Annotated in this window: 11 protein-coding genes; 9 read left to right on the top strand and 2 right to left on the bottom strand. The window is 46.0% G+C overall.

Going from position 1 to position 13,443, the window contains the following annotated elements:
* Nucleotides 1-52: 52 nt before the first annotated feature.
* Together ACEW9O_RS21335 and ACEW9O_RS21340 are read right to left on the bottom strand one after the other, a co-directional pair.
* Entirely contained in the window at nucleotides 53-1,090 is a 1,038-nt protein-coding gene (locus tag ACEW9O_RS21335) for an FAD:protein FMN transferase (protein ID WP_373552231.1), read from the bottom strand.
* Entirely contained in the window at nucleotides 1,091-1,492 is a 402-nt protein-coding gene (locus ACEW9O_RS21340) for a DoxX family protein (RefSeq protein WP_373552232.1), read from the bottom strand. It lies immediately after the preceding gene.
* 121 nt (nucleotides 1,493-1,613) lie between these two features.
* On the opposite strand from ACEW9O_RS21340, the gene ACEW9O_RS21345 reads away from it, so the two are divergent.
* The 9 genes from ACEW9O_RS21345 to ACEW9O_RS21385 all read left to right on the top strand — a co-directional run bounded on the left by ACEW9O_RS21345 (nucleotide 1,614) and on the right by ACEW9O_RS21385 (nucleotide 13,430).
* Nucleotides 1,614-3,191, top strand: coding sequence for an ArnT family glycosyltransferase (locus tag ACEW9O_RS21345; protein WP_373552233.1), 1,578 nt, complete (start codon nucleotides 1,614-1,616; stop codon nucleotides 3,189-3,191).
* On the top strand, nucleotides 3,188-3,907 hold the full coding sequence (locus ACEW9O_RS21350; protein WP_373552234.1) for an FkbM family methyltransferase: 720 nt from the start codon (nucleotides 3,188-3,190) through the stop codon (nucleotides 3,905-3,907). Before ACEW9O_RS21345 ends, ACEW9O_RS21350 begins: the two co-directional genes overlap by 4 nt.
* Before the next feature lie 83 nt (nucleotides 3,908-3,990).
* A complete protein-coding gene (locus ACEW9O_RS21355; RefSeq protein ID WP_373552235.1) occupies nucleotides 3,991-5,808 on the top strand; it encodes a hypothetical protein in 1,818 nt (605 codons plus the stop codon).
* Nucleotides 5,798-6,538, top strand: coding sequence for a glycosyltransferase family 2 protein (locus tag ACEW9O_RS21360; RefSeq protein ID WP_373552236.1), 741 nt, complete (start codon nucleotides 5,798-5,800; stop codon nucleotides 6,536-6,538). The genes ACEW9O_RS21355 and ACEW9O_RS21360 overlap by 11 nt, the downstream gene beginning before the upstream one ends.
* 8 nt (nucleotides 6,539-6,546) lie before the next feature.
* A complete protein-coding gene (locus tag ACEW9O_RS21365; RefSeq protein ID WP_373552237.1) occupies nucleotides 6,547-7,071 on the top strand; it encodes a hypothetical protein in 525 nt (174 codons plus the stop codon).
* A 24-nt stretch (nucleotides 7,072-7,095) separates the two neighbouring features.
* On the top strand, nucleotides 7,096-9,426 hold the full coding sequence (locus ACEW9O_RS21370) for a hypothetical protein (protein WP_373552238.1): 2,331 nt from the start codon (nucleotides 7,096-7,098) through the stop codon (nucleotides 9,424-9,426).
* 9 nt (nucleotides 9,427-9,435) lie between these two features.
* Nucleotides 9,436-10,827, top strand: coding sequence for a hypothetical protein (locus ACEW9O_RS21375; protein ID WP_373552239.1), 1,392 nt, complete (start codon nucleotides 9,436-9,438; stop codon nucleotides 10,825-10,827).
* Between the two features lie 67 nt (nucleotides 10,828-10,894).
* Nucleotides 10,895-12,046, top strand: a complete 1,152-nt coding sequence (locus tag ACEW9O_RS21380; protein ID WP_373552240.1) for a helix-turn-helix transcriptional regulator — start codon at nucleotides 10,895-10,897, stop codon at nucleotides 12,044-12,046.
* Between the two features lie 220 nt (nucleotides 12,047-12,266).
* Complete coding sequence (locus ACEW9O_RS21385; RefSeq protein WP_373552241.1) at nucleotides 12,267-13,430, top strand: acyltransferase family protein; 1,164 nt, start codon at nucleotides 12,267-12,269, stop codon at nucleotides 13,428-13,430.
* Nucleotides 13,431-13,443: the final 13 nt, after the last annotated feature.

Genomic DNA, 13,443 nt, shown 5'->3' on the forward strand with positions numbered 1-13,443 from the left:
GAGATGAAAGATGAAAGATGGTCTTGAGTTACCTGCTTTCATCTTTCATCTTTCATCTTTCATCTTTAAATTTTGAAGTATATTTTACCAGCATGGCACCCTTTGGATCGCCATAAATGAAATAGGCCTCCAAGTTAGGCAGAGATTCGATCAGTGCCAAACCTTTTTCCAAACCCAGTACCATACAAACGGTGGCATAGGCATCGGCGGTCATCGCATCGGGAGCGATAACGGTGGCGCTGAGGAGTTTGCTGCGTTCGGGAAATCCGGTTTTGGGATTGATGGTATGGCTGTATTTTTCCCCTTTAACGGAGTAGTATTTGCGGTAATTGCCGGAGGTGGCCAGGGCTTGGTCGTGGAGCGGTACTGTTGTTTGGATCTCGCTGCTTTCTGCGCCTTCTTTGGGAATAGTGATGCCCAGTACCCAATCTTTGCCTTGTGGGTTTTGCCCTTTGGCCAAGACTTCGCCACCGATGTCGATCAAATAATTGTAAATCCGCTCAGCTTCCAACACCCGACCCAATTCATCTACAGCATAACCAGGTGCAATGGCGTTGAAATCCAATTTGATGCCAGGTAATTGCTTGTGAATGAGTACTGAATCTCCACGGGTCGTCCAGTTGAGTTTGGACATGCCCACCAGATTGAGTGATTCCTTGATTTTTGTGCTATCTACCTCAGTGATGGGTTTGGAACCTGTGTATCCAAAGCCCCAATAATTGACCAAGGGAGCTACAGTGGGGTCAAAAGCGCCATCGCTACTGCGGTATACTTGAGCACTTTTGTTGAGGTTGGCCAAAAAATGGCGTGCCCTCATTGGAACATTGAATTGGATGGCAGTGGATTGATTAAAATCTGAAATGAGCGTGGTACTGTCATAAGTGGACAATTCCCCATTCAACTCAGCCAGGCTTTTTTCAATCTCGGTTTGGATGTCGCGATCCAGGCTATCTTGATAAGAAATGCGGTAATAAGTCCCCATCGTTTGTCCTTCGATGGTACGGTATCCAGTGTCCTGCTCTTTTTTCTGCTGAGGATTGTTGCAGGCAAAAAACAGGAGCATTATTGCAAATAAAAGAGTTGTTCTCATTTAGTCCAGCGATTTACGGATTTGGGCATCCAGAGAATACCAGCCAGGGCCCATGAGAAAAATGACCACATAGGGCACCAGGTAAGTGATGGCGTGTTCGCGCTCCACGAAGGGCTGTCCATTGTGCCCGTAAGTAATGGCCATGACCATGTTGAAAATAAGTGGAATACAGGCCAGGCGGGTATACAAACCCAGGGCAATCAGCGCTGCACAAAACACTTCAGCAAAAACGGATAGCGCCAGGGTCGCCTGATCTCCGATGCCAAAAGGATCGAGAAACTGCACCGGATATTCGGTCAACAATTGCAAAAACTTGCTTTTTCCCCAGAGGCCCATCATCAGCCCACCAAAAGCCAATCTTAGCAAAAGCAAGGCTAAATCGTAATTTCTTCCACTTTTCATTTCGCTTTGAGTAAATTTGACCCGCCTAAAACAATAAATCCAATAGGCTCTAAAATTAAGGCTAAAGCGGGAGATTTTCTATTCGCCTCTAAATTTTAGCCAATATATTCCAATTTTACGCATGCAAGGTATTCGACTCAGTGACAATTTACTTTATTTCTGCGCCGCTTTTTTGCTGCTCATCGGATACCTTTTTAATTTGGGGGTGCAACCACTGTACCTGGAAGAACCTCGCCGAACCATCGTAGCGATGGAACTTTTGGAAAATCAAAACTTCTGGGTGCCCACCCTGATCGGAGAATATTACTACAACAAACCACCACTGTACAATTGGCTGCTGATTGCATTTTCGAAACTTTTTGGCGGATTCAACGAATTTGGGTTGCGTTTACCCACGGTTTTGTCCAGCTTTGGTATCGCTGCTTTGCTGTATACTGCCGCAAAACGCTATTGGCAGGAGGTGCCCACTGCCATGCTGGGTGCCTTGTTGTTTTTGACGGCGGCGGGGGTGTTGTTGTTCTTCTCGATGTTGGCGGAGATTGATTTATTTTACTCCCTGATCGTGTTCAGTGGCATTTTGGCCATTTATCATTTTGGGGAAAAGGAGCGTTATTGGCCCCTGTTTTTGTTGGTGTATTTGAGTTGTGCGCTAGGCGTTTTGACCAAAGGGTTGCCCTCTTTTGTGTTTACGGCTGTTTCTTTGCTGGTGTATTTTATTGACAAAAAACGCTTTAAAGTGTTGTTTTACCCGGCCCATTTTGCGGGTATTGCACTGCTGGGAATCTTACTTTTTGCCTACTATTCCCAATACGCTCAGTACCACGATTTGAGTCGGGTGTGGACGCGGATGCTCACCGAATCCGGCGATCGGACGGTAGTTAGCAACTCTTTGGGCGATTTTGTGAGCCATTTACTGCTTTTTCCCTTGAATTGGATTGGAGACATGGCACCGGCCAGCTTTTTGCTGCTTTTTTTGTGGCGCAAGGACTGGAAATCAGTCTTGTTCAAACAAAATTCTTTTGTACGGTTTTGTACCCTGATGTTGTTGTTCAATGCCTTGCCTTACTGGATTTCGCCCGGCACCCGGATGCGTTATGTGTACATGTTGTACCCCTTGGCTTGTTTGATTTTGGCTTGGGTGTATGCCCAAAGGGCTGGGGCACCATCGTGGACAGAACGGACGTTTAGAATCTTGAGTTTGGGGATATTGGCTATTTTGAGTTTGGGGGCCTGGGTCTTGCCACACCTGCCGGAATTGCAATTTATGCTTACCAGTACTTATGTCTGGGCACTGGGCACTTTTGTTGCGATGGGTTTGTGCTTTTGGGCAGTTTGGCGAAAACCACAGTTTACGCTACCGATTTTACTGATTGCTTTTGCGATCATACGGATCGTGTTCGATGGCACGGTATTGCCTCAACGCAACGACGAAAGTGGAGGGCAACGAGATCGAGCACTGGCCAAAAGAATTGATCAAATTGTGGGCGATGCGCCCCTCTACACGGCCTACCAGGAAAAAGTGGTGGCTTATACAACGATTGTGTATTTAAACCGTTTGCGTCCCAGGGTTGTCCAACGCAAAGACCACTTGAAAAAGGGTGCCTACTACCTGATACCGCTCAGGCGAGCACCCAAAAACGTGGAAATTCTCCTGACTACGGTGTATGGAGAAAAGACAAAAGCACTGATTAAGTTATGAAAGAAGCCATTAAACAACTACTCAAAAAATTGCCGATTGCCTTTACGCAAAATCAGCGTTATGACCGCCAAACCCGGGCGGTGATTCAAAAGGTATGCAAGGCCGATAGTACTTGTGTAGATGTAGGTTGCCACAAAGGCGAGGTTTTGGATGTGATGTTGCAGGCGGCACCACAGGGTAAACATTATGGTTTTGAACCCATTCCATTTATGTTTCAGGCTTTACAAGCAAAATACCAGGGACAAAATTGTGAGATTTTGGACATTGCCCTGAGCAATCAGACGGGTGAAGCTACTTTTAATTATGTCGTGTCGAACCCTTCCTACAGTGGCTTGCGCAAGCGCAAATATGATCGGGAGGATGAAGAGGATACCAGCATTACGGTGCGTACAGCCATGCTAGATGATGTTTTACCAGCCCATCAAAAAGTTGACCTGATCAAAATAGATGTGGAAGGGGGGGAGATGTTGGTGCTGGAAGGCGCAAAAGAAACTTTAATACAAAAACGCCCAGTGGTTTTGTTCGAACATGGTTTGGGGGCATCGGATTATTATGGTGCGGGGCCGGAGCAAGTGTTTACTTATTTCACGGAATGTGGGTACACGATTAGTACTTTAAAGGCCTGGTTGAAGGGGGAGGGGGCTTTTGATCAAAAGGAATTTGAAGCCCAGTTTTTTCAAAAGCGCAACTATTTTTTTATTGCTTACCCGCACTGAGTAAGCAATAAATTAACCCTATCTTGTTGCACAAGTAGCAGTTTTGTCCATTTTCTTCATCTATATTTGCCACAAAAGTTACAATGCAAGCACCTAAGTCCCTGCTCAGTCTTTTTCTTTGTTGGGCAATCCTCTTTTCAGCCCTGTTTTTTTATTTCCCACGTTGGAAGAACCATTATGCCGAAGCGACCATTGGCTGGGATGTCACCGGGTACTACTACTATTTGCCCGCTCTATTTATCTACAAGGACATCAAACAGCTGCACTTTAAAGATCAAATTACCCAACAATATCGCCCTACTCCTGATTTTCAACAAGCTTTTTTGCACCCCAGTGGGAACTATGTCATGAAGTATTCCCTGGGGCAGGCCGTCTTGTATTCGCCCTTTTTCCTGGTTGCCCACGCCTGGGCTTCGCTGAGTGATGCCCATCCGGCGGATGGTTTCTCATTTCCCTATCAGTTTATGCTGGCTTTCGGGGGCTTGTTGGTGGCGTTTTTGGGGCTTTTGGTGTTGAGAAGGGTTTTGCTGCGGTTTTTTAGTGATCTCGCTACAGGCATTGCATTAATTTTATTGGTTTTTGCTACCAATTATCTGGAATATGGCGGCATCACTGGGTCGATGACGCACAACTACCTGTTTACCTTGTATGCCTTGTTGCTGGCAGTGACCATTCGTTTTTATGAAAAGCCGAGTTATCTCAAAGCGATAGGAATTGGTCTGGTAGTTGGTTTGGCGGCCTTGGTGCGCCCTACGGAAATCATCAGCGCGCTGATTCCCCTACTGTGGTCGTTTAATTTGCCGCTGAAAAGTGGATTGGCAGAAAAATGGCAATTCATCAAAGACAAATTTCGCTATCTGGCCTTGGCCGTTGTGGTATGTGGATTGGTTGGCTCCTTGCAATTGATTTATTGGAAATACGTCTCTGGCGATTGGTTTGTATACAGTTATCAAAAGGAAGGATTCAGTTGGTTGCATCCGCATGTATGGGATTGTTTGTTCAGTTACCGTGCGGGTTGGTTGGTGTATACGCCGATTATGACTTTTTCCTTGATCGGGTTTAATCAATTGGCCAAACAACAGCGGACGCTCTTTCCGGGGCTTTTGGCATTCACTTTTCTATTCGTTTACATCGCATTTGCCTGGGATATTTGGTGGTACGGTGGGAGTTTGGGGCAACGGGCGATGGTCCAGGCTTATCCCATTTTGGCTTTTCCATTGACAGCATTTGTGGAAGCGAGTTTAAAAAGTCGGATTTGGAAATACATCTTTGGTGCAATCGCCATCATCTGCATTTACCTCAACCTCTGGTGGATCCACCAGGCGCATTGGGGGGGCTTATTTGTGCCTGAACAGGTGAATCGGGCTTATTTCTGGAATGTGTTGGGCAAGTTTAAAAAGGCCGATAACGAAACGCTCAAATTGCTGGATACCAATGAACCTGGATACTATGGCGTGCGCAAAAACGTACGGCAATTGGTGTATGAAAACTTTGAACAGGATACTTCAACTGCAGTTTGTGACCTGCCGCCCATCGAAGGGCAACGCAGTGCCTGTTTGAATGCCAATCTACAAAGCTTGGCCGTTTTTTCATCCCCAATTTCCAATAGTGATGCAGGCTGGTTCCGGGCCAGTGGCACCTTTCGTTGCCGCACCAAGGATTGGAACATTTGGTCGAGCCCTCAATTGTTGCTGATCTTTTACAACTCAGGAGAAATTTTAAAAGCGGAACAAATCCGGGTGTACCGCTTCCTCAACGACGGGGAAACCAAAACTTTATTTTTCGACATCAAAGCCCCCAAGGCAACATTTGACCGGGTCGGTGTATCCGTTTGGAATGGGGGAGGGGTGATGCCGATTCTGGTTGACGAACTTAAACTGGAAGCTTTTGATGAACAATAATGCCGTGGTGATCAAAAAACTGTCGATTGTAGTGCCAGCCTACAACGAAGGGAAAACCATCCACCTGATTCTGGAGAAAATTGCTGCGGTACACTTGATCAATGGCATTGAAAAGGAGATCATTTTGGTCAACGATTGTTCCAAAGACGATACGGAGGAGGCGATTTTTAGGTTCAAAAACCAGCATCCCGAACTTAACTTGCAATACTACAAACACGAACTCAATGCAGGCAAAGGTGCCGCGCTACATACCGGCATCCAGCATGCTACAGGCGAGTACCTGATCATTCAGGATGCCGACCTGGAGTATGACCCGGATGAATACAACGACCTCCTGAAACCGGTGCTGAAAGGTTTTGCTGATGTGGTGTATGGTTCACGCTTTATGGGCAGCAAGCCCCACCGCATTCTGTTCTTTTGGCATTCGATAGGCAATAAATTCCTGACATTTCTCTCCAATTTTTTTAGCAACCTCAACCTGACGGATATGGAGACTTGTTACAAGTTGTTCAATACCAAGGTGGTAAAGGATTTGAATTTGTTGGAAAAAAGGTTTGGTTTTGAACCCGAAGTCACCGCTAAGATCGCCCGCATCAAAGGGGTCCGCATTTATGAAGTGGGCATTTCGTACTATGGTCGGACTTACGAGGAGGGCAAAAAAATTGGCTGGAAGGATGGCTTCCGGGCGATTTATTGTATTTTGAAATATGGATTGTTTAAAGCTAAATGAAGTTATTTATGAAATATAACACAATTTGCATTGGTCTTTTTTTAGCGCTCACCATTACTTTTGCTTGTAAAAAAGAAGCTACAACGCTAGGGGAATTTGCCTTCCTAAATGATTTTGAAGGCCAATTTGGTTATAACCCTAATGTATCATTAGGCAAAGTGAGCCACAGCGGAAAATCTTTTTGTCGGATGAGCAATGCTTTGGAATTTAGCCCGGCTTTTATCCAGCAGTTTAAAAGTATATCAGCCAAGAAATTTTCCAAAGTCCGCTTTAGTGCTTATGTATTGATTCCCGATGCGGGAACAGCTGCTGCGTTAGTGATTCAGGTCTGGAGCCCGGAAAATACCCCGCTTAAAGTTGATCAGGTCAATGTATTGGGCAAAGACATGGGTACCAACCGCTGGAAACAGCTGAGTCTGGAAATGCCGCTTAAAGATTTGCTCGCCCCCGAAAATCAGATTCGGTGCTTTATTCACAATCCCGGCCTGCAGAACGTTTACGTGGACGATTGCCTCGTGGAATTTTTGCCTTAATTTTACCGTGTTAACTTGAGGATCATGACCCAACATAAAGGTTTAGGATTGCTGTTTACCATTTTGCTGTCGGCTACGGCCTTGTTTTTCCATTATCGACCCTACCTTACGGATCCCGATAATACCTTCTTTAACCTCTATGGAGATGGTTATAAAAACTACTTTACGGTTTATTACCACGTCAAACATGATACCAGTTACACGCATTTTGAGGGGATGAACTATCCGTATGGGGAACACATCATGTATACTGATTGCCAACCCATTTTGGCCAATACCCTGAAATTCATCAGTCAAAATATTGTCGATATCTCCGAGCATACCATTGCAATCATGAACATTGCAATTGTGCTGTCCTTTTTGCTTTGTGCCGTTTTGCTGTACTTGATTTTGACCCGCTTGAAGGTAGCACCTTGGTTTGCGACCCTAGCTGCACTGGGCATCATGCTGATGTCGCCACAGCATTTCCGGCCCATTGCCCATTATGCCCTGTCTTATGGATTTGTAGTGCCTTTGATCATTTATTTATTGCTGCGTTTTGAGGAAAAACCATCTTACCTCATTAGCGGAATCATTGGTGTGGTCATTGGCGTTTATGGGCTGATTCACTTGTATTACCTGGCCATTGCGGGGATGTTGATTGGCTGGTATTTCTTGTTTACTTTTTTGCGGAACAAAAGTTGGAAAGAAGTCATCCGTTTGGGGTTACATTACGGAATTCAGGTCATTTTACCCTTCATGCTCATTCAAATTTGGGTCATGAGCACGGATACTGTGACGGATCGGCCACCCACACCTTTTGGCTTTTTGGACTACCGGGCGCGTTGGGAAGGCATCATCACTGCGATTCAAATGCCTTATTGGGCCTGGATTGACAAAAACGTGGTGGACATTCGGAATATGACTTTTGAAAGCGAAATCTACATTGGATTGGTTGGAGTGATTGGGTTTATTGCCTTTTTTATTCCACTGCTTCGCAAAAAACTATTGCCCCAAACTGAAGAATTGGCGCCACGTTTCCTGCGTTTGTTTTTTCCGGCCATTCTCCTGATGCTAGTGGTTTCCTTAGGCTTGCCCTTTGTATTGCCAGGTCTCGATTTTTTGATTGATTACCTGGGCCCATTCCGCCAGTTTAGGGGCCAAGGGCGTTTTGCCTGGGCTTTTTATTACGGTTGGGGGATTGTGTTGTGGTATTTGTTGTACCAAAAAGCGCAGGTTTGGACGGGCGCACGCCGAGTGGTGTTGATAGGTGGGGCCTTGCTGGTACTCGGCATTGAATCCTACTTCATGTCTACCGCTTCCTTCATCAAACCCTGGAAAGACGAGGCGCACTACAATCGTCAGGAATTTGAAAGCGGACCGGGTTATTGGTTCAAGGACATTAAATTATTGGACTATCAGGCCGTTTTGCCGATGCCTTATTTTCATGTAGGTTCGGAAAATTTTATTGTAGATGCACCCGGAAACGCGGTGCGACTGGCCACCTTACCGGGCTGGCTCTATGGTTTTGGCAACATGGGGGTGCAAATGAGTCGTACTTCCTTTGCACAAACGATCAAGCGGGTTCCACTGGACATGCTGCCTTATCGACCGGTTCCGGTACTCAAAGACTTGCCCAACAACAAACCCTTTTTGGTTGTGCTGGACAAAGGCCAGTATTTCTCTACTAACCAGGGCACCAGTTATTTGATGCGCTTCAGCGAAATGCTGTACGAAGATTCACTGGTGCAGTTGCGAAAATTGCCTTTGGAAGCCTTTGATCAAGCCATCAATGCCTGGCGGCAAGACATCAAAGGAGGTTATGAAGGCACCTTACAAAAAGGTTTTCAGCGGGATGGATTTTTGTTGCCCGATAGCAGCTATCAGTTTTATTATGAGAATTTTGATAAACTAAAATCTCCCAAAACCTATCAAGGCAAAGGTGCATTTGTCGGGCATCGGAAATTTTTGGGCAAAGGCCGCGAACAGGTACCATTTTTGACCTTTCAAACACCAGCGGCAAACAACGAATGTTCGGTGTGGGTCTATCTAGGTGAAGACCAACGTCCGCGAATGAACTTCAAAGGTTTCGAGATTGACGTAGCGGGCAATGAACGTTTGATTGTACACAATGCCTGTAAATTCGACTTACAGGTGCTGGACAACAACGGTTGGGGCCTGGTCGTTTTTCCGATCAATGCCAGTCGGGGGGGGGCTACCGTGCGGATGGAACTGGAATACAAGGACATGGACATCAAGGACGTTTATGTCGATGAGTTTTTGGTGCGGCAGGTCGGTCGCCCAGAGGATAATATTTTTTGGCGGAAGGGAAATGATTTGGTATTCAATAATTTTTGGTTCCCTAAAATGTATTAAAACAAAGTTATGCAAGCAAGGCATGTATTGATTTTAGGACTTTGTGGCTACTTCGCTTTGGGGGCACTAGCGGCCTATTTTTACCAGGAACGCACCATTTTCCTTGACCCCGCCTTTTTGATTTTTTCCATTGCCAGTTCGGGCGAATTTGCGATTCAAGCGAATCGTTTTGGCTCGGCTTTGACTCAGTTTTTTCCCTGGATCGCCGTACAGTTGCAGTTGCCGATCAAATGGGTGATGATCATTTATTCGGTTGGGGTGGTGTTTTATTATTTTGCTTGCTTTTACGTAGTGCAGCGCTGGTTCAAAAACAGCGGCTTGGCGCTAGGGATTTTGCTGATCAATACCTTCATGGTTTCTTATACCTTCTGGTGGATGCAAATTGAATTTGCCCAGGGCATTGCGCTGTCGATGGTCTTTTTGGCCTTCATGACCCGGGAGCGGCAATGGGCGGATTACAATGCCTTTGAAATTTCGGCCTTTTTCCTGATCCTGATTGCACTGTTGTATTTCCACCCACTCATTCCATTTTTATTGGCTTATTTGATGTTGTTTGGGTTATTGGATGAAAAATTGCGCCTGCCTAAAAAGCAGTTTTGGACGGTGGCGATTTTGTCTGCGATGATTTTGTTGTTCAAAAACTACATAATGCCCACTGCCGCTTACGACAACCAGGCCAGCCAGGGCATCAACAACTTTAAAACCCTGCCGAGTTATTTCAACATCCAGTCGAACTTCAATTTTATCGAATACTGCAAAAAAGACTATTACCTCCTGCCGATTGGCCTATTGGTTTGTTTGGTGGTCTTGACCATGCAGCGCAAATGGTGGAAATTGCTCTTACTCGGTGGGATGTTTTTTGCTTACCTTTTGCTGGTGAATGTATCGTATGCCCAAGGCATGCCGCAGTTCCACATTGAGAGTTTTTACTTGCCATTGAGTGTCTTTGTGATTTTGCCGCTGGTGTTTGATGTGTTGCCACTGATCAAAAGGACTCCAGTGGCCCTGGGATTGTTGGGCGTTGTATTGGCAGTACGCATTTTCCACATCGGCTCCTTACACCAGCCTTACACCAATCGCCTGATTTTACAAAACCAGATGCTCGATAAACTGGAACAAATGGAGAACAAAAAACTGATCATCAGCGAAAAAGATGTGCCGATGGACACTTTGATCATGAGCTGGGGCTCCTCGTTTGAGTTTTGGTTGTTGTCTTCCTTGCGCAATCCCGAAGCACCGCGCTCTATTGTCATCGACGAAGATCCGGCGCGTTTTGACTGGACTTTGAGTGCGAACAATTCCTTTTTTACCGAGTGGGGAATTTATCCTTATGCCGATTTGCCACGACGGTATTTTAATTTTACGGATATTGGGTATTATCAGAAGGGGAAGGTGGAATAGGTTTTATCTAGGGAGTTTACTCCAATAATCCCGAATCGCCCTCTTAATCGCTTTAGATCCTGACCCTATGCCCAACAGCTTTCCACCTTTCCACGCCGATCTTTTTGTGTTGTTCATCTTGCTGGGCATCGCCCAAGGGCTATTCCTTTCCTATTTCTTTTTGCGGCAAAAGGAGACGGCCAATCGTTATTTTGGCCTGGCCTTATTGGTCATGAGCATTTTGGTGTTTGATGTATGGTTGGGGTATTCCAATTTGATGTTCCAGACCTTATGGTTGGTTGATTTTTCCGAACCGGGTAATTTTATCTTTGCACCAGCACTTTACCTGGCTTTACAAGCTTATTTGGGTGGAAAAAGTGGACGCTTCACCTGGCTGCACTTTGCCCCAGCGGGAATCTATTTTTTGTATTCCTGCTTTGCCCTTTACTCCTTGCCCATTCCCTACAAATACAACAGCAACATTGATGCCTGGCACCCAGAACTGGCTGAACTAACCCTCGACTATACTGGGATGAGGTGGCGATTTATTTTGCAAGAATGGCTGGATGAAGCCATGCTCATTCAGGGTGCAATTTACGTGGGCTTGTCAGTATGGGTGTTGGTGCAGGCCTTTCGCAAGGCTCAACTTTCATTTTGGGCTACCAGCAATACGCGCTTGGGTTGGTCACGAGGCATTGTGTTGATCAGCGTGGTGATCCTGGTGGTATTGTTTTTGACCAAAATGTACTACGATGACGACCGTGGCGACCACATCATCGCCAGTTTTATTTCACTGAGCATGTACCTGATCATGGGGACGATGTTGCGCCGAACGGCCCTGTTCGATCAATTGCAACCTGAAAAAGGTCGATACCACCGCTCTTCCTTACAAGACAATGATAAGACAGACATTGCCCAACGATTGCGAACGCTGATGCAGGAACAAAAACCTTACTTACAGCCGGGCTTTTCCTTGCAAAGTTTGGCCAAATTGTTAAAAATTCAGCCGCATCACTTGACTCAAACTTTGAACGAGAATTTGGGCACCAGTTTTTTTGAATTGACGGCACAGTACCGCATCGCGGATGCTCAAGGGCTATTGCGCCACCCGGATACCCGCGAGCTGACCATTGAAGACATTGCCGAGCGGGTGGGGTATTTGTCGAAATCAGCATTTAACGCGGCTTTTAAAAAACAGACCGGAATGACGCCTACGGCGTGGCGGAGTGGAGTGGAATGAAATTAGAAGGGATTTATGGCTACTAAGGTGTGTCTTTAGTGTAGGTGGTAAAGAATACTTTTTTTCACCACCTAAGAAACCTAAGACACCGAAGAATCACCTCAGTAGCGAAGCTTAAATGAGCGAGCAGAAGGTACTTCCCACCTATCGCGTACATCTCGCCAACGAGCACATGCACGACTTTGCCTAGTTTGCAGCGAGTTTTGCAGAAAAAAGAAACATGCGTCAACAAGTTTTAGAAACACCCACCCACGCACCAACGAGCAGCACCACGAGCACCCGCCGCTACGACCTGGACTGGCTACGCGTCATCGCTTTCACCTTATTGATTGTGTACCACACCGGGATGTTTTTTGTATCCTGGGATTGGCACATCAAAAACAATGTTCTGGCTGAGTGGATGGAACTCCCCATGCGGTGGCTCAACCGTTGGCGGATGCCTTTGTTGTTTTTGATTTCGGGCATGAGCATTCAATTTTTGTTGCGCAAACGCAGTTCGGGAGCCTTTGCTCTGGACCGATTGAAGCGCTTGGGCATTCCCTTGTTATTTGGCATGTTGGTCGTAGTACCACCACAGATTTATTTTGAACGATTGACTCAGGGGGAGACTTACAACTACCTGGAGTTTTGGGCTACGGTTTTTCAATTCCAACCTTACCCGGAGGGGAATTTCAGCTGGCACCATTTGTGGTACTTGCCGTATATTTTGGTGTATAGTTTAATCGGTATCCCGCTTTGGAGCTGGTTGCGCAGTGCAGGAGGCCAAAAACTGACGGCGTATTTGGCGGAAAAAGCCCAAAACCCGCTCTGGTTGTTCTTTCCCGTAGTGATTTGGCATTGGGCAGCCAATTTTGTGATCGAATTTCCAACCACGCATAACCTGATCTGGGATTGGGAAAACCATTTTCATTCCCTCTCACTTTTTATCCTCGGCTTTGTATTGGGTACCCACGATGGCTTCCGTCAAGCGTTGACCCGTTGGCGAGTGTGGGCTTTGGGGTTGGCGATTGTGCTAGGACTGGTCCTGACTTTTTGTTTTTGGTTGCCCGAGGTAAAATGGACGGCAAGTTTGGAAGCTTTATTTGAGTTTTTGAACACTGCCTATAGTTGGAGTGCGTTGGTAGCTCTTTTTGGCTATGCCGACCGGTATTTGAATCGCCCGAGTATGCTGTTGAGTTATGCCAATCGAGCCGTATACCCATTTTACATCTTGCACCAAAGTGTGATCATCAGCTTGGCTTATCCCATGACCAATTGGGCCTGGTCGCCTGAATTGAAGTTTCTGTGTCTGGCCTTTGGGACTTTTGGGGTGTGCTGGGTCTTGTATGAGTTTTTGATCAAGCGTTGGAAGTTAACACGTTTGGTGTTTGGGGTGAATGGGTGATTTTTTTGGACAC

The sequence above is a fragment of the Haliscomenobacter sp. genome, from assembly GCF_041740695.1.
Lineage (GTDB): Bacteria > Bacteroidota > Bacteroidia > Chitinophagales > Saprospiraceae > Haliscomenobacter.

Excerpts from the sequence above, each read along its gene's own strand:
- ACEW9O_RS21335 (WP_373552231.1), bottom strand. The coding sequence starts at position 1,090 with ATGAGAACAACTCTTTTATTTGCAATAATGCTCCTGTTTTTTGCCTGC.
- ACEW9O_RS21340 (WP_373552232.1), bottom strand. The coding sequence starts at position 1,492 with ATGAAAAGTGGAAGAAATTACGATTTAGCCTTGCTTTTGCTAAGATTG.
- ACEW9O_RS21345 (WP_373552233.1), top strand. The coding sequence starts at position 1,614 with ATGCAAGGTATTCGACTCAGTGACAATTTACTTTATTTCTGCGCCGCT.
- ACEW9O_RS21350 (WP_373552234.1), top strand. The coding sequence starts at position 3,188 with ATGAAAGAAGCCATTAAACAACTACTCAAAAAATTGCCGATTGCCTTT.
- ACEW9O_RS21355 (WP_373552235.1), top strand. The coding sequence starts at position 3,991 with ATGCAAGCACCTAAGTCCCTGCTCAGTCTTTTTCTTTGTTGGGCAATC.
- ACEW9O_RS21360 (WP_373552236.1), top strand. The coding sequence starts at position 5,798 with ATGAACAATAATGCCGTGGTGATCAAAAAACTGTCGATTGTAGTGCCA.
- ACEW9O_RS21365 (WP_373552237.1), top strand. The coding sequence starts at position 6,547 with ATGAAATATAACACAATTTGCATTGGTCTTTTTTTAGCGCTCACCATT.
- ACEW9O_RS21370 (WP_373552238.1), top strand. The coding sequence starts at position 7,096 with ATGACCCAACATAAAGGTTTAGGATTGCTGTTTACCATTTTGCTGTCG.
- ACEW9O_RS21375 (WP_373552239.1), top strand. The coding sequence starts at position 9,436 with ATGCAAGCAAGGCATGTATTGATTTTAGGACTTTGTGGCTACTTCGCT.
- ACEW9O_RS21380 (WP_373552240.1), top strand. The coding sequence starts at position 10,895 with ATGCCCAACAGCTTTCCACCTTTCCACGCCGATCTTTTTGTGTTGTTC.
- ACEW9O_RS21385 (WP_373552241.1), top strand. The coding sequence starts at position 12,267 with ATGCGTCAACAAGTTTTAGAAACACCCACCCACGCACCAACGAGCAGC.